This window comes from Anoxybacillus sp. J5B_2022 (genome assembly GCF_026847645.1).
GTDB lineage: Bacteria > Bacillota > Bacilli > Bacillales > Anoxybacillaceae > Anoxybacteroides.
Map to the genome: position 1 here is coordinate 1 of NZ_JAPSMC010000062.1, position 16,849 is coordinate 16,849.

Annotated in this window: 13 protein-coding genes; 1 reads left to right on the top strand and 12 read right to left on the bottom strand. The window is 36.5% G+C overall.

Features of this window, described 5'->3' with window-relative positions:
• From M4I42_RS13930 to M4I42_RS13985, 12 genes are all read right to left on the bottom strand, one after another.
• On the bottom strand, positions 1–2,010 hold a 2,010-nt coding region (locus M4I42_RS13930), incomplete at its 3' end, for a glycosyltransferase (protein ID WP_268852715.1).
• A gap of 1 nt (position 2,011) precedes the next feature.
• Entirely contained in the window at positions 2,012–3,115 is a 1,104-nt protein-coding gene (locus M4I42_RS13935) for a methyltransferase domain-containing protein (RefSeq protein ID WP_268852716.1), read from the bottom strand.
• Between the two features lie 21 nt (positions 3,116–3,136).
• On the bottom strand, positions 3,137–5,323 hold the full coding sequence (locus M4I42_RS13940; RefSeq protein ID WP_268852717.1) for a glycosyltransferase: 2,187 nt from the start codon (positions 5,321–5,323) through the stop codon (positions 3,137–3,139).
• A 2-nt stretch (positions 5,324–5,325) separates the two neighbouring features.
• Positions 5,326–6,150, bottom strand: a complete 825-nt coding sequence (locus M4I42_RS13945; protein WP_268852726.1) for a glycosyltransferase family 2 protein — start codon at positions 6,148–6,150, stop codon at positions 5,326–5,328.
• Between the two features lie 45 nt (positions 6,151–6,195).
• Positions 6,196–6,414, bottom strand: coding sequence for a hypothetical protein (locus M4I42_RS13950; RefSeq protein WP_268852718.1), 219 nt, complete (start codon positions 6,412–6,414; stop codon positions 6,196–6,198).
• 3 nt (positions 6,415–6,417) lie between these two features.
• Positions 6,418–6,933, bottom strand: coding sequence for an ABC transporter ATP-binding protein (locus tag M4I42_RS13955; RefSeq protein ID WP_268852719.1), 516 nt, complete (start codon positions 6,931–6,933; stop codon positions 6,418–6,420).
• Positions 6,934–6,946: 13 nt separating this feature from the next.
• Positions 6,947–7,723, bottom strand: coding sequence for an ABC transporter permease (locus tag M4I42_RS13960; protein ID WP_268852720.1), 777 nt, complete (start codon positions 7,721–7,723; stop codon positions 6,947–6,949).
• 609 nt (positions 7,724–8,332) lie between these two features.
• Positions 8,333–9,916 (bottom strand): O-antigen ligase family protein, encoded by a 1,584-nt coding sequence (locus tag M4I42_RS13965; RefSeq protein WP_268852721.1) that lies wholly within the window; start codon positions 9,914–9,916, stop codon positions 8,333–8,335.
• A gap of 22 nt (positions 9,917–9,938) precedes the next feature.
• Positions 9,939–10,421 (bottom strand): tetratricopeptide repeat protein, encoded by a 483-nt coding sequence (locus M4I42_RS13970; protein WP_268852722.1) that lies wholly within the window; start codon positions 10,419–10,421, stop codon positions 9,939–9,941.
• 170 nt (positions 10,422–10,591) lie between these two features.
• Positions 10,592–13,471 (bottom strand): Ig-like domain-containing protein, encoded by a 2,880-nt coding sequence (locus M4I42_RS13975; protein ID WP_268852723.1) that lies wholly within the window; start codon positions 13,469–13,471, stop codon positions 10,592–10,594.
• Between the two features lie 396 nt (positions 13,472–13,867).
• The gene (locus M4I42_RS13980) at positions 13,868–14,644 is read right to left on the bottom strand and encodes an SLAP domain-containing protein (RefSeq protein ID WP_268852724.1); all 777 of its coding nucleotides are present in this window, start codon (positions 14,642–14,644) and stop codon (positions 13,868–13,870) included.
• Positions 14,645–14,717: 73 nt separating this feature from the next.
• Complete coding sequence (locus M4I42_RS13985; RefSeq protein ID WP_268852725.1) at positions 14,718–16,058, bottom strand: UDP-glucose dehydrogenase family protein; 1,341 nt, start codon at positions 16,056–16,058, stop codon at positions 14,718–14,720.
• 150 nt (positions 16,059–16,208) lie between these two features.
• Here M4I42_RS13985 and M4I42_RS13990 point away from each other — a divergent pair, with 150 nt between their 5' ends.
• Complete coding sequence (locus M4I42_RS13990; RefSeq protein ID WP_442864116.1) at positions 16,209–16,769, top strand: LCP family glycopolymer transferase; 561 nt, start codon at positions 16,209–16,211, stop codon at positions 16,767–16,769.
• The last annotated feature ends 80 nt before the right edge of the window (positions 16,770–16,849 follow it).

Here is a 16,849-nt window from a genome sequence, read left to right on the forward strand (position 1 = left end):
AATAAAATATTTTTTAAATTTTTTAGTTTTATAACTCCAATCCCATTCTTTAATAGACTCTAAATTTTCCTCTGATAATTCTTTAAACATCCCTGGTTCTCTTAATAAATCTTTAATTAGCCTTTTTAACTCATCTTTGCTACGTTCTTTCATAATAAAATTTTTTTGCTTCGTTCCAAAAACGTTTGGTACAATTCCCACATCTGTAGATATAACTGGCACTCCACAGGCCATAGCTTCTAATACAGGATTAGGTGTACCCTCAAATTTAGAAGTACAGATATACAAATCGATCTTAGAATAATAATTAGGCATTTCCTCATGTGGTATCATTTTTTCAGATCGATCTGCAAAATTTATTTCAATAGGATAACCTTCATCTATTAATTCTTGTATAGCAGGTTTTAATATAGTATGAACTCCTTTAAAATCTTCAATATGATCCGCCCACTTACTGTTTCCACACCAACCAATAACTATTTTCCTATCCTTAATATCACTAAATCTACTAATATTTATAGGTTTAAATATACTTGTATCTACACCATCTTCAAGAGGTTCATCGTATAAATTTTGAGTGAACGGAAGCTTCTTATAAATTTGATATAATTTATCCGAACAAACATAATAATTTTTGGCCAGATTAAAAATAGATTTGTTTAGTTCTAACGAATCTTGTTCAAGAAACAAATGATCATAAATGCAAGTAGATATATTGAGTTTTTGAATAACATCCTCATAAAAAGAATTATAGCTAATCCCTAACTTTCTCAAATACTCTTTATTGTCATCAGATGAAATCCATGCAACATGTGGTCTCCAGAAAAAATGTATTAAGTCATAATCCTTTACTAATAATAGCACTTGAGTTATATTATTAATCCAACTCATTGGGATAATGCGAAACTCAAAATATTCATCCAAATGCTTTACTAATTGTTTAGAAATATTGGCAAACGCCCAGTTATCCGTGTCGACAATTAGAGCAATTCTAGGACGTTTATAGCTAACAGCAGTCTGCTTTTCTGTTAATTCGATTTGTTTGATTTCTTCATTTTCATTATCTAATCCAAGTTGTCGTTTTTTCTCTTTTAGCCATTCATCAACATGATCATTCCAAACTTTAATACCATGTTTTTTCTCGAAATATTCAGCGGATTCTTTCAAAATATTTCTCGAAAACCTCTCTTTTTCATAATCTACATCCGATTTCTTACTAGGTTTTGGATGATCATGTACTAAGCAAAGAATTCCACAATTACCAATTTTATATCCATTTTTGAAAATCCTCAGAGAAAAATCTATGTCTTCAAAACCGATAAACATTCTATCATCAAATTTACCTAGAGATTGAAAAGTATGTTTATTTAATACAGAAGCCCCACCAAATAAAAACGTTGACAGAAATGGCTCATCTATTTTATTTGAAGGATATGGTTCTTGTCTATAAACAGAGCCTCCACCAATATACTTACTTTGATTAATAATATGAAAATAGAGATGTCCACCATATGCAAAAATTTTCTCGCCTGTTTCATTTAATAAAGGTAAGTTAAGAAAATGACATCCAAGCATAGAAATATCTTCTTGAATTTTAGATAGAGGATTACCGATAAAATAAATGTCGTTATCAAGAAACATGATCCAATCTGTACGCACATGCTCAACGGAAAGATTCCTACCACCAGCAACACCATAGTTTTTATTCAACTCAATAATTTTACAATTAAATGGCATTCTAGTAGCTTCGTTTTTGATGTTTTTAAGCTCTGCTTCATCCGAACCGTTGTCAATGATAAGAAAATCTCCTTTAAAATTAGGAATCTCGGTTCTTATTGAATGCATTAACCTTATAGTTAATGCTGATCTATTAAGAGATAGAACCACTATTGTTAAATTTTCTCCATCATCTCCGATATTTTTAGAATTTAATATATATTTATGATTATTTTCATAAATATATTTACCTTTTTGAAGTTCAGGTATGATATTTAATTGTACATCATCCATATTACCCTTCTCCTCTTAGACGTGTTAGCTTACTCCTTATACTAAAAAATTTATCACGCAATTTATAGTATTTTAAAAGCATTTTAAACCCATTAGATTTATAAATATTATTAAGTTCTTCTTCTAGCTGTTTTACTTTATCATTTGTTTTTTCAGATAGGCTGTTTTTTATATAATCATTTTCTACCTGTACGGCCTCTAACTTTAAATGTAGTTGTTCATTTTCCTTTTTTAATTCTGAATTTTTTAATAAAAGATCTTTTAATTGTGATTTATATTCACATATTTTATTTTCAAGTTCAAAAATTTTAGTTTTAAAATTGTTTATCTCCCAATCAAATAAACTTTCTCTAGCATCCATACTTTTTGCATATATAACTGCAGTTTCCTCAAGCAAACCATCTGTACATCCCCATATGCCTAAAAAGTAGCTACAGTTGCTCTCATCAATTTGATGATCTTGAGGAATCAGCAGAGATTTATGGTTACTTTTATACTGAAACATATAATCTTGAGATTGATTACCTATATCAAAGTTACGGAATTTTTTGTTTATAAATCCATCTACTGGAGTACCCAAATAAAACTCCGCGTTTTGTCCTAGAATAGATTCTGTCATACTTTTAAATTCATCAAATGTATACTTCTTTAAATGATAAGGATTTCCCATACTTTCTTCGGGATAATAATAATAATCGTTAGGACAAGATATAATGATTATTCCATCAGGTTTTATTAGCCGTCTAAACTCTTGTAACATTTTCTCAGGATTAGACAAGTGTTCTATTGTTTCTAATGATATAATTAAATCGTAATTTCTAGAAGGGAACTTTCCCATTTCCTCTACAGAACCTTGATGGAATGTTAAATTTTCTTGTTTAAAATTCGCTTTAGCATTTTGTATTGCTTCTTCGGATATATCAATTCCATCGACTGCTTTAGCTCCCCACTTTGATAATAGAAAGCTACCGTAACCTTCCCCACATGCAGCGTCTAGTACTCTTTTTCCTTTACAAAGATCTTTTGCTATTAAGTATCTATTAATATGGATGGCTCCTTCGATAGCACTGTACTTGGCTCCAGAACTAAATTCTAATCTCTCCAAACCAATCTCTCCTTAAGCTTTTTATTTAAATAGCTTGTTCAATTTCAGTTTGAACATTGCTTTAATAATAAATTTTCCTAGTTTTGAATTTGCAATTCTTAATAGCTCATTTTTTTGAAGGTTACCTTCATAGGTATTTTCAGATATAACTGATTCAGGACTATCAAAAGAGGGGTTGTTCCATTTAAATCCTGGTCCATTTGCATCAAGTAAATTAAAAATTTCAACAGCATATTTTTGGTATATTTCAGGATTTCTATCCGAGATTATGCTTCTTAAATATTTCAACATATCAGGATTAAACTGTCTCGCCATAGAATCTTTTCTCACCCTATACTTAACTAGAGTTTCCGGTATACTAATTCCTACGCAGCCATTCGCACACATCGAGAGCCAGCCCTCGTAATCTTCTAAACCATATTCCAATTCTATTTTATTAAGTCCAAAATTAATAAAGTCTTCTTTTCTAACAACAGTAAAAGCAGATAGCATATTTTGACATAGAAGATAAGGAAACTCCGCGTTAAATGTAGGCCATACTCCATTTGATTGACCAAAATACTCTAACCAACTATAAACAAAAGATACATTTTGATAAGTATTTAAAATATCAATAGCCTTTTCATAAAAGCTCGGATCTACCAAATCATCAGCATCAAGGAAAGTAATAAACTCTCCTTCAGCATTCATAGCTCCTACATTTCTTGCATTAGCTAATCCCTTGTTTTCTATATCAATAATTTTAATTATTGGATTGTCTTTTTTTCTGATTTCTTCTAAAAGATTTAGACTCAATTCATCAGTAGAACCATCATTAACTATAATAATTTCTATATAAGGGTAAGTAGAATTTAAAGCACTATTTAAGGTTTCGTCTAAAAATTTTCCTAAATTATAAAAAGGTATAATGACTGATAATTTCCCTTTAACGTACTTTACTTTATGTTTTAGTTCTTGTTTAGGTATGTCTAATAAGGTAGGGAAACTATCTTTATTTTTCATTTTAGATTCATAAATAACATCTTTAAAAAATTTAATTCTTTCCTCTAAGTTTTTCTCAACATTACATAAAGAACGAATTCTTTTTTCTGAGTTTAGACTCATTTTCTGTAATTGTGATTTATCCATTTCTATGAGCTGTTTTAGTTTATTCTCAAAATCCCCTTCTATTTCCCATTTAAAAATTAAACCACATACTCCATTTTCTCCAACCATTTCTGCTTGACCACCTGAAGCAGATACTAACATCGGAGCTCCTAACCACATAGATGTTAAACATGTATAAGGAAAGTTCTCATACAAAGATGGTACTATTACCGCTCTTGCATTTAATATTTCTGGATTAAGTTCTTTAGGAGGTACTGCATTTTTAAAAATAAGCTTTCCTTCTTTGATTCTATGCTCGTATTTTTCTTTGAGATAGTCTCCAAGCATTCGACCTCGTGGATGAAAATATGTATCGCCACCTATAATTTTCAGCTTAAATTCGTACCCTTTCTTCCACAGATTTTCTGCTCCTTTAATCATTTGCAGAACACCTTTACGGTACTCTGTTCTACCTATATAAAGGAACGTATCAGAATCGAAATTTCTTTGATAACCTTCTCTATAGTCTTTTAAATCATATGGCAAATTAATAACCTTGATATCTTTTTCAGGGACTAGCCCCTGAAGCTCTTCTTTCAAAAAATGGCTTGGAGATAATAAAGCATCTGCAGCTTTTATACAGAACTTTTCCATTTGACCAATCCAATAGTTAGGGAATTTATATCTTGGAGCTTGATTTATTCTATCTAGCTCAAATGTTGGAGTATGTAGGTGCAAAACAATTGGAATATCCTTAAATATAGGGTCTTTAAGCCATTTTTTTTGCAATATGTAATATCCTATTGCATTATAATCTTGTATTTCAATAATATCAGGAGTTTCTCCAAATTTAACAATGAATTTAGCTAACTCTTCTGCATACTGATATGCCAAAGCAGCCCAATATCCTAAATAAGAGTAAACGTTCCCTTTCATATGTTTAAAACGAATAACTCTTAAATTTTCATTAGGATATTCTATAGAATCTTTATGATCATCTCTTACCAATACAGTTACTTTATGACCTTTTTCTGAAAACATTGTAGATGCGTTATCTACATACATCCCTATACCTCCACCAAAGCTAGGAGGAAACTCGCTAGTAAGAATCCAAATATTCATTATTAATCTCTCCTTTTAAATCTTGCAACTTTCCTCTTTAAATGATTAACTATTCCCCATCCCCACATAACAAATCCAAATAGAAAGTATCTTGATCTCATAAACTTTTCGGCATACTTTCTTCGAATCTTCTTATCCCATTTTATATGTTCATTTATATTAGTATTACTGTAACTATCTCCACATTGATTTAACATCCTTTTATGATAATATGCCAAAGGGCTCTTGATAACCTTTATATTACTATGCATTAGAAATCTAATATTAAACTCCCAGTCTCCTAGAACTGGGAGATTTTCATCATACATTCCTACAATATCCAATAATTTTTTACGATATACAAACGAATTTGACGTGAAAAGGTTACATCTTAGTAATTTAAATAAACTTACCTTACTCAATTTCCTATTAAAAATTTCTCTACTTATTTCTCGTACTTCATTGTTTTCCAACCTTTCATAAACAAGCATTGTCTGAGTCACTACACCACCGATAGAACTATCTGAAAGGAGAATATTCATACAACTTGTTAAAAACTCCTTATCCCATGTATCATCATCATCTAGGAGAGCTATAAAATCGCCGCTACTATTTTTTAAACCTATATTAGTAGCTACCTCCATATAATTATTTCCCTCGATATTAATTAACCTAATCCGGTCTATAACATTAGAATCAAAGGAATGAAGGAGTTCGTTTATCTGATTAACATCTCCACCGTTATTCACCAGTATAATCTCCCAGTTTCGATACGACTGTTCTATGATACTTTCTATAGCTCTTTTTAATAGTAATATTCTATCTTTTGTTCTAACTATTACAGACACTTTAGGTTGCAAATTCAATACCTCATTTCGAAATCAAATGAAAACCTAATAGTAGGAGTTATATTGATTCATGACATCTTGAACATTTCCTAACATTTTTATTTTCCCTTTTTCCAACCAAAGTACCCTGTCACATAATTCTTCGATTTGGTTTGAAGAATGGGAAACAAGTAGTACAGTAGTACCAGTTGTTAAAAGTTCTTCAATTCTATTTTTACATTTTTCCTGAAACTTATAGTCTCCTACTGCTAACGTTTCATCCACTATTCAAATGTCCGGATTAACTACAGTAGCAATAGAAAACGCTAGTCTCGCAACCATACCAGAAGAATAATTTTTCAAGGGAACATCAATAAAATCCTCTAACTCTGAGAATTTTAAAATGTCTTCATATTTTTCATTCATAAATGCTCTTGAATACCCGAGAACAGCTCCATTAAGAAAAATGTTCTCCCTACCAGTAAGGTCAAAATTAAAACCTGCCCCTAACTCAATCAGAGGAGCCATACTACCGTTTACATAAACTTTCCCAGTTGTAGGTTTAAGAACGCCAGCAATTATCTTAAGCAAAGTACTCTTTCCGGCACCATTTAACCCTACTATACCAAAAACTTCTCCACGCCTAACTTTAAACGATATATTATCTAGAGCTATAAATCTTTCAAAAAAAAGTTGACCCTTTATAAATTTTAAAAAATATTCCTTAATATTATCTATTTTTTCACTACTTAAATTAAACATCATTGAAACATTATCAATTTCAATAATATAATCCTGAGTCATAAAAACCTCCAACCTATATATACAAGATAAACTTATCTTGTTTCTTATAAAAAACAATAAATCCTACAAGTAGACTTGAAGCACCAATTAAAAAACATAGTAAATTACTTACTAAGCTAGGTGTTTGACCATATATTGTAATTTCCCTAAACATATTTAACATATGATATAAAGGGTTCATTTGTAATGCAAACTGGATTTCTTTCGGAAGAATACTAATAGGATAGAATAAAGGAGTAAAGTACATCCATACTGTTAATAAGACTTCATAAAGATAATTTAAATCTCGAAAAAATACAGTGTAGGCTGACATTATCAACCCTACTCCAGTAGCAAACATAAAAGTATATATAAGTGGTAAAGGAAAAAATAGTATGTTGAAATTCACCTTGACACCACTAATAACCATAACAATCACTAAAGCTATTAGTGAAAAGATAGTGTTTACTAGAGAAGAGAAACTCTTCGCCAAAGGAAATATATATTTTGGAACATATACTTTCTTTATTAAAGCAGCGTTATTTACTATCGAACTCATAGAAAACATGGTAGCTTGTGAGTACAAATCCCAAATGATTCTTCCTGTAAGTACATAAACTGCAAAATGCGGAATATCACTTTTAAATAATGAAGAAAATACAGCAGTAAGGACCATCATCATCATCAAAGGATGAAGAACACTCCATAAAACTCCTAAAACAGATCTTCTATATTTAACTTTAATATCATTAATAACTAGTTCAAAGAGCAAGAACCTAAATTTCAAGAAATTATTCAAATAAACTTTCATACTACAGTTTATCTCCTTAAATTTAATGTAAGATTTGTATTTTCATAGAGTATAACCTGTTTTAAACCTTCGTCTATAACATATAGGCAATTAACATTTCGTTTTATATACGATAAGATTGTGCTTAATATCTTCGCGTCTTTCTTGAGCGTAAACAGGAGAGAATAGACTAAATGAATTATATAGAACTGTTTTAACTTTTCGGCATGCAGATTTTAGCCGTTCTAAGCTGGCGCAATACCATTTTGTACATTGATGGATTTTAGTTATGTCGAAACAATTAATCAGTTAATAGAAAGCTTTACTTATACTGAAAAGATTAAAAGCTCCTCACCATAAAACATGCTTGACATTCTCGGAAAATAAAGCGACTCGCACGTTTATCTATCAAAACATATAAATTCATTTATTAGGAAAGTGGTAACCTTTTATCTAAAATTTCAAGCATAGGTTGTGGTGAAGAGCCATTCTTCATCGGCATTATCATCACAAATTATTGATGTTTTCTTCCGTTTGATCATTTAAGCTTTGCAGCTGCTTTTCAAAAAACTCAACGCGTGGGAAATAAGGAGCAACCACAATCGAAACCAATGGCATCTCCATTTAAAATCAACTCACTTTTCCCTGCTTATTTTGCATAAGGAAAGAAACTAACAATCCAAGCAATATCCAGAATATTACGGCTGTACCGATGATGGAATCGTTAAATAACGCCTGAATGAGATACGCACTACAAGCGATAGCGACGCTTGCGAAAATAGCTTGTTTATCATCAACTAATTTCGTATTGATCAAACGTTTTATTGTCAATATCCCAATGTTGACAATGAAAGCAACAAACGCAAGCAGGGCAATCACACCAGCTCCGTAAGCAATACCGATGTACATGTTATGCGGCTTATCGACTATAACAGTATATGTCTCGATATTGGCTTGCTTTTCAGGGTCATCTTGCGGGAAAAAGTAAGGAAGTGTATCAAGACCGTATCCAAATAGTGGACGATACTGAATAAGTTCCCACGTTTTTTTCCATATGTATAAACGTCCCGATCCAGGACCAACTCCTGATTCAGGAAGTTGTGGAAGTTGATACTCCTTATTTTCTTGATTCGATCCTGTTTCCGCATATACATGACTTGCATCAAAAGCTTGCTGGAATTCATTGACTACAGCATGAGCTTCCGCAAACGGATTGCTTTTTATAAAAAACCCAAACGTTTCATCCCATACTTTCGGATTATGGTTTACCATGACAACATAAATGCATGCTGCTCCGACTAAAAAAACGGCAAAAGTAACTGCGAATTTACGTTTGTATATTGCTTTAAAAACAAGCGAAAAGACAAGCGGAAGGGTAAGCATTAATGTAAGAAATCCACTAACCGAAAGAGAACTTAACAACATCGCAAAACATAGTAAAGACATCACGAAATTTATAATACTTCTGATCTTATTTTTATCTAATAATGCCCAAGTGAAGAAAAGGGTCGTAAGAACAGCCGAAACCCCACTTACATAGTTCCCGTGGTTAATGGTTGCAATTAACCGCGAACCTTCCGTCAATTTCGCGCCTGGGGGAAGATTTGAGTAAAGCAATTTTTTCACCCAGTTTAATTCGAGTACGTTATACCCGTAAAAATTAACAACCCCCAACAAAGCGTTAATCAGCACAAATGGGTATAGGCAATATAACGCCCATTTTAGCCTCTTCTCTGTATAATGAATATTCGCAGCGATAAAAAACAACATTAAATAGCACAGGTAAGTAATCGTTCCCTCGTTTCTGTCATACATTCCATAAAGGGCAAGCGTCTTATACGGCGCAAAAACAGCCGATAAAGTGATGAAGAGAACTAATAAAGCTAGTGCTATGTTTATTTTTGTTTTTGGTATAGAATACCTAAGCACAGCAACTTTATATATAAATATTAGGCTTAAGACCGCTGTGGAGATCATCAATAAAATGTGTTTGTAATAAGTAAATACATCCGCTTTCTTTCCTGTATCTAATATATCCGCTTCGGTAATGGACGGGCTGATATAATCGGTAATATGTACTCTTGTTAATAATGGAACAAAGACTAAAGTAAAGATGAGTCCGAAAAACAAAAATCGGTCCACTTTTTCCATTTCAAGTTTATCTTCTTCCTCATCGCGTTCAATTTTTAAATATCTATATAATTCATCAGACATAGCCATCCACCTTATGTAGCGATTATTTTGTTTGTTGATGAATGAGGGTCAGAAGTTCATCAATTCTAGAATGGTAGTTTTCGGATCCCGGCAGCTGCTTACTTTTTTCGAGGTATGCCTTCGCCTTTGCGTACTCCCCATTAAAATACAAAATTTCGCCGAACTGTAATGTGAAAATCGGATCTTCCTGTAAGAAAGGCCGTTGTGTAATAGCTTTTTCATAATAAAGAGACGCATGTTGAAAGTCGTTCTTCATCGCATAGGCTAACCCGACATAGCGCATAATGTTATAACGATCCGGGTATTTCTTCAAAAGCGGCTGCAATAATTGCAGCGCTTGCTCCCCGTTGCCTTGCTTGATCCATTCAAAAGCTTGCTGATACTGAATGTAATCCTGCTTAAACTGCTGGTCTTGGCGTTCCCCTTTCCAATAAGCATAGCCAATACCAGCAAGAACAAAAACGATTAAACCAAAGAATACATACCGATTGAGTCTTTCGCTCATTGTTTATTCGCCTCATTCTACTAAAAATCGACAATTTTTTGCCCTCTACCTGTAAATTCTAGTAGATTATTCACAATAAAGCAAGTGTTTCTTTCAACAATATACCGATTTTATCCAAAAAACAAAGCTACCGCATAAAGCGATAGCTTTGCTTCACCTCCGTTATTGTATTACTTTACAATAATCGTTGTGTCACCTTTGAGTGCGTTAGTTAATGCGCTTGTGTCAGTAACTGTAGTAGGTGAAGAAATTACTCTTACTTTCAAGCTTGCAAGATCATTTAGATCAATAGTAGTAGCACCCACAGAAGCTGTTGTACCAGTTTTCACTAATACATCAGTATTAGTATCATAAGAATCGTTTCCATTTAGATCAATATATACGCGGTTGTCAGCAGTTGTACCAGCATTACCATCTACACCAGCATCAACACGTCCAGTAACTGTAATTACATACTTACCTAATTCAGAACCTACTCCATCGACAAAGGTTACAACAGATGGTGCTGCACCTACAGGCACAAGATCTGTACCGTTAGCTGTGATTACAAAATCAACTGCTGTTCCAGTAGTTACCGTTCTAACCGCTTCACTAAATCCAAGGCTCAAAGTACCATTTGTATTTAACGTTGCTGAAGTTAGAACAGGTTTAATATCATCACGTAACGTTACTGTTTGAACAACTGGTGACATTGTGTTGCCAGCCTTATCTTTAATACCATTGATATTCAATGAGTATGTTTTATCTTTAGAAATGCTTCCAGCTGGAATGTTAATAGTAACTGTTGTTCCTGAAGTAGTTACATAGCTACCTGCTGGTAATGGCATACCATCAAGACGATAGTTGTTAATATTCGTAACTGTTGACGCATCTAATCCAGAACCTGTTTCTGTAAAGTTAACCACAATAATTGTGCCACTTGTCGTTGATGTAGCAGGTGTTGCACTTACTGAAGCAACAGTAGGCGCGGTTGTATCGCTAGGCACAGGAGCACCACTCGAAACGTCAACCGCTAAGTTAGCTGACGCAGAAGCATTTGCCCCAAGAGACAAGTCAGTTACTGCAGAGTTTGGCATAACTACTGTATATGTTTTTACATCTGAAGCAACAGCAGCATTTAACACCAATACTAACTCAGTATTGTCGTTAGGATTTACCTGTCTAGAAGCGATTGGAGTTGATACACTTCTGCCTTGGTCATCAACTACAACATATCTTGAAGCAGCGGCACTCGCGCTAATAGACTCATTGAATTTAACAACAATGGCACCATATGTTGTTGCAATGCCGTTATAAGAAGTCACTTTCTTATAAGTAACGCTTACTACTTGTGGAGCTGTAGTATCTTTAGTTAAAGTAATATTTTGTGTAACAGCATTAATAGCATTGCCCGCTGCATCCTTCACAGTGTTAGCTACAGAAATTACACCTGTAAACACACCGCTACTATTGAATGGGACAGCAGTAAGCGGAACTAAGAATGTTTTATTATCAGTATATGCTTTTGCAGTAACAGTACCTTGTGTAATGCCAGTACTATTCAAATTAGCATCTAAAACTCGAATGCTAGATGCAGAAATTGTGCTGGCATCCATCGATTTATCGAATGTCACTTCAATTAAGTTGTCACGAACTGCCTTAACGCTAGTTACAGTCGGAGCTGTAGTATCGCTAGCAACTGTCACATCGAATGTAACAGGGTTCGGGCTAACTAAGTTACCAGCTACGTCTTTAACGTTGAGTAAAGACAATTTGTACGTTTTTCCAACTAAAAGATTTGAACCTGAAGTAATAATCACTTCATTTGGTTTGCTACCGACTGTTACACTTGCAACAGTTCCATCAATAGTAGCTGTCGCAACACTAGTGTCTACTGGTTCATTAAATGTTACTTTAATTTGAGTTGTTGCTGTTTTACCAGATGCGCTTGCTGATACAAATGTAGGCGCAACTTTATCAGAATATTTAACAGCTACAGATTGTGCTTCAATTTCTTTTCCATTAGCTGCTTTTAGTTTTCCAAGTTCAAAGTTAAAGGTATCACCTTCAGCAATTGAACCCCAGTAAGAAGATGTTAAAGCATTTTTGAAAGTAATTGTTAATGTTTTACCATCTTCGCTTAATTCTGCGGAAGCATATTCATTTGCTGAACTCACATTGGATAATTGAGTAGCTGTTACACCTGCACGCTTAATTGAGTATTTAGTTACATCTGTAACAGAATCTTTATCCATTTTTGTGTTGAATTTAATTTCGATTTGTTTAGCGTTAATCGCACTTACACTCTCAACCTTCGGCGTTACTTTCGCCTCATACGCAGCTTTTACAGTTGCTTGTTTTGCTGTTAGTTCTGTTTTGAACGCAGTTGCTTTCGCTAATGCGTCTTGCGCTGCTTTTAATGCTGCGTCTGCTGCAGTTAAATCGCCTTTGTTTGTTGCTTCTTCCGCAGCTTTCAACTTCACAGAAACAGTGATGTCATATACTAAGCTGTCGCGAAGTTGTTGCGCAGCTGCTTTGAATTGCGAGCGAAGCAAGTCGCGAGTTGTTTGGCCGTACACGCGGTCTAAGATGACTGTGCGTTTTTTCAACTCGTAAGAAATTTTGTTGTAAAGATCTTCTGCTTTTGCAAGATCTTTCGCATCAACCGCAGCTTGCAAGTCTTTGCGTAATGCGTCCAATTTCACTGCATAGTTGTATGCGTCGATGTAAGTGACAACGCGTTTTGCTACGTACTCGTTGTATGTAGCATCTAAGTCCGCAAGCAATGCGTCTTTGTTTGCGCCGCCTGCTTTTTTCACTAATGCTACTGCATCAGCGTATGCTTTTTTCGCTTTCTTGTACTCTGCGTAAACAGTGTTAATGTCCGCGAATTTCCCAGTGCTTGTTACTTGGCTGTACGCATAGTAAGCGTTTTTGAATTGTGCTTTCGCTTGGCTTACAACAGAAGCAACGTTAGTAGCCGCTTCAGAAGCGTTCGGATTTGCAGCGACGAACGCACTTGCAGCAACTGCACTTGCTGTTGCTAGTTTAATAGCTTTCTTTTTGTCCATAGAGTAGTACGTCTCCCTTCTTTATCTAAACTTTAGAGCAATGAGTACTAAACAAAGATTAGTAAAATCATTGCCTAAAAGGTTTAACGGGGTCAAAACATTCCTATTAACCTATCACTAGGCAATAGAAGTAAATGGTGCGTATGTTGCTATATCTTGATGTTTGTTCCCCATCGCTCCACGTTTACTATAATAATACATTTTTCTCGTAATTTCTAGTATCAAATACAAATTTTTTCGTCAATTCCCGTATCGAAACGATTACAAATTCATTACAAAACGGTTACAAAACGGCGCACACCTTACATCTATATGCCTCCGTTTGCACTTCAAGAACTTTTTTTGCAAAAAAAATTTCGCTACAAAAAAGGTCCGCCAACGCGAACCTCTTGTCTTTTAATCTAGCTTTTTCACTTGCACAGAAAACGGATCGCTCAACACAACCCCAGTGACATCATACCGGTCGTCGATAAATAAATCCGGCAAACGAAACTGCCCTGTAAACTGCTCAGGGTCGTTTTTGATTGCAAACTGAAACTCCATGTAATAATCGTCGTTGTTCATCAGCTGCTTCGCCACTTCCTCGATTTCTGCTTGCGGCACGTTGTATTGCTGCAAGTACGACACTGAGTTTAAAATTTGTCCATACCGGTCATCGAAATACGCCCGTAATGTCACAACGTTCCCATCGACCGTTCCTTCAAGCGGCAGCGGGTCGCTGTCATCATAAAAATACCACCCCGTCAGCTCATTCCCATCTTGCTTTTCAATCACAAACGACACTTTCTCTTGTCCGCTTACAAGCTCATATTCCCCTTTTAACGCCTGCTTCACTAACGCCGTAAATTGCTGCGACGAAAGCGCCACGTACTGGACGTTCGCGTTTTTTGGCACGTACAAGCCGTTGCCGACGCCGTAAAAGAGCGCACCTTTGACCGTTTTCGTGCTATAGACGCGGTATTGCTGCCCCTTTTTCAATGCACGAACCGCTTGCATCTTGTTTTGTTTCCATTGATAGAGCGTTGTGTTTTTCACGACAACAACCTTCCCAATCGTCCCCTTTTTTAACTCCAAATTGCCCCACAGCACTTTCGCTTCGGCGGTGTAGCTATAGCCGAACAAGCTAAGCGCGACAGCGAACGCCATGCCAAAACTTACCATCCATTTTTTCATTAGTTTGACCCCCAAAAATAAAATCATACATTTATTGTAAGCGGACAAACGAAAACAGGAAATAGTTTTTTCATTAATATTTTCCTTTTTTGACTTCACACCCCTCCGCCACGACCGCTGCCCGTCCGACCGAGACGTACGTCACATTCGCTTGTTTTGCCTCTTCTAGCGAATAGCAATTGCGACCGTCGAAAATGATAGGGGTACGCATTTTTTCGCGAAAGACCGAAAGCGGGATTTGTTTAATGGCGTCCCATTCGGTGGCGATAAATGCTGCATCGGCATCGCAAATCGCTTCCGTCACCGCGGAGGCATACTGAACGGTAGACGGCAAATGCTTTTTCGCATTATCGGTTGCCACTGGATCATACGCGACAACGTGCGCTCCTTCCGCCAAGAGCCGGTGCGCAATGACAAGCGACGCCGCCTCGCGCACATCGTCCGTGTTCGGCTTAAATGCTAGCCCAAGCAATGCGACGTTTTTTCCGCGCAACGACATGTACTGCTTCGCTTTTTCCACTAATAATGCTTGCTGGTGGTTATTCACTTGAATGACCGCTTCAAGCAGCTCAAACTGGTGCTGCACGTTGCCTGCGATTTGTACGAGCGCCTTCGTATCTTTCGGAAAACAAGAGCCGCCATAGCCGATCCCCGCCTGCAAAAAGTGCGGACCGATCCGCTTGTCCAGCCCAATGCCGTAAGCAACGTCGTCAATCGTTGCCCCAACTTTTTCGCAAATGTTCGCAATTTCATTAATAAAACTGATTTTCGTCGCTAAAAAAGCGTTCGAGGCGTATTTAATCATTTCTGCGCTCGCTAAATCGGTGCGGACGATGGGAATGCCAAGCGGTTCATATAGACGAGAAAGCAGTTCTGCTGCCTCTTTATCCGCTTCGCTTGCACCGATGACGATGCGGTCGCCGTAAAACCAATCGTGAATCGCGGATCCTTCCCGCAAAAATTCGGGGTTGGAAATGACGCTTGTCCGCAAAAACGGCGGCTTCCACCGTTCCATCATCGCGCGCATGCGCTCGTTTGTGCCGACCGGCACCGTGCTTTTCGTGACAATCACAACATCTTTTTCCATGTGCTTTGCCACCGCGCGCACCGCTTCTTCAATATACGTTAAATCCGCTGAACCGTCCTCTTTTTCCGGCGTACCGACCGCAAGAAAAACGACGTCCGCTTCCCTATATGCCTCTTTTTCATCCGCGGTAAACGACAAACGACCGGCTTCCATATTTTTTCGCATCAGTTCTTCCAGCCCTGGTTCGTAAATAGGGGAGCGCCCTTGTTGTAGTGCCGCTATTTTTCCTTTTTCAACATCAAAACAAACAACCGTCTGTCCCATTTCCGCCAAGCACGTTCCTGTCACGAGCCCAACGTATCCCGTTCCTGCTACGGCAATTCTCATCACGTTTCTCCTCTCCGTCCATTTCCTATCTCTATCTTACACGATTGTGCATTTTTTTGTCAGATGGAAAACATTTTCATTTTGTTCTGTCATTCGCATGGAATCATTCGAAGAAGGGAATCGCATGCTATAGAAAAAGGAGAGTGTTTCATGCGATATGAGCGGAAAAAGATACGCTGGATTGGCATTATACTTAGCATCGTTTTGATCGTTAGTTTCGGCAGCTTCTACGTGTATCGCCACTTTATGTACCAGCAGCTAAAACAAACCGCCGAGCAAATTCACGAGCCGATGAAGCGGCCGGTGCCTAACAAGCGACCGCAGCCGATATCGTTGAAAAAGCAGACACCGATTTCGTTTTTATTCATCGGGGTCGATGAGCGGAAAGGCGATCATGGACGGGCGGATTCGTTGATCGTCGTGACGGTCAATCCGAATCAGCCGTCGGTGAAAATGGTGAGCATTCCGCGCGATACGCGCACCGTCGTCGTCGGCAAAGGAAAACGCGATAAAATCAACCATTCGTATGCGTTTGGCGGCGTTGGGATGACAGTCGCGACCGTCGAACGGTTTCTCGATATTCCGATTGACTATTACGTGAAAGTCAATGTCAACTACCCAACGACTAAAGTCGTGGGCTTGCAACTCCCCAGAAGTGCAAGCGGATGTTATCCTCCTTCCTTCACTTGGGGTTGCATCAGGGCAGGTTGACAACTACCCAACAACAAAAGTCATGCTTTTGTTGTTTCTTCAACGATGTACTCGATTCCTTTTCGTTGAAGATTCATCGC

Bases quoted from the DNA above. Each gene is read 5' to 3' on its own strand.
- M4I42_RS13940 (WP_268852717.1), bottom strand. From the start codon at position 5,323: ATGAATATTTGGATTCTTACTAGCGAGTTTCCTCCTAGCTTTGGTGGA.
- M4I42_RS13970 (WP_268852722.1), bottom strand. From the start codon at position 10,421: ATGAGCGAAAGACTCAATCGGTATGTATTCTTTGGTTTAATCGTTTTT.
- M4I42_RS13985 (WP_268852725.1), bottom strand. From the start codon at position 16,058: ATGAGAATTGCCGTAGCAGGAACGGGATACGTTGGGCTCGTGACAGGA.
- M4I42_RS13965 (WP_268852721.1), bottom strand. From the start codon at position 9,916: ATGTCTGATGAATTATATAGATATTTAAAAATTGAACGCGATGAGGAA.
- M4I42_RS13975 (WP_268852723.1), bottom strand. From the start codon at position 13,471: ATGGACAAAAAGAAAGCTATTAAACTAGCAACAGCAAGTGCAGTTGCT.
- M4I42_RS13980 (WP_268852724.1), bottom strand. From the start codon at position 14,644: ATGAAAAAATGGATGGTAAGTTTTGGCATGGCGTTCGCTGTCGCGCTT.
- M4I42_RS13955 (WP_268852719.1), bottom strand. From the start codon at position 6,933: ATGACTCAGGATTATATTATTGAAATTGATAATGTTTCAATGATGTTT.
- M4I42_RS13960 (WP_268852720.1), bottom strand. From the start codon at position 7,723: ATGAAAGTTTATTTGAATAATTTCTTGAAATTTAGGTTCTTGCTCTTT.
- M4I42_RS13990 (WP_442864116.1), top strand. From the start codon at position 16,209: ATGCGATATGAGCGGAAAAAGATACGCTGGATTGGCATTATACTTAGC.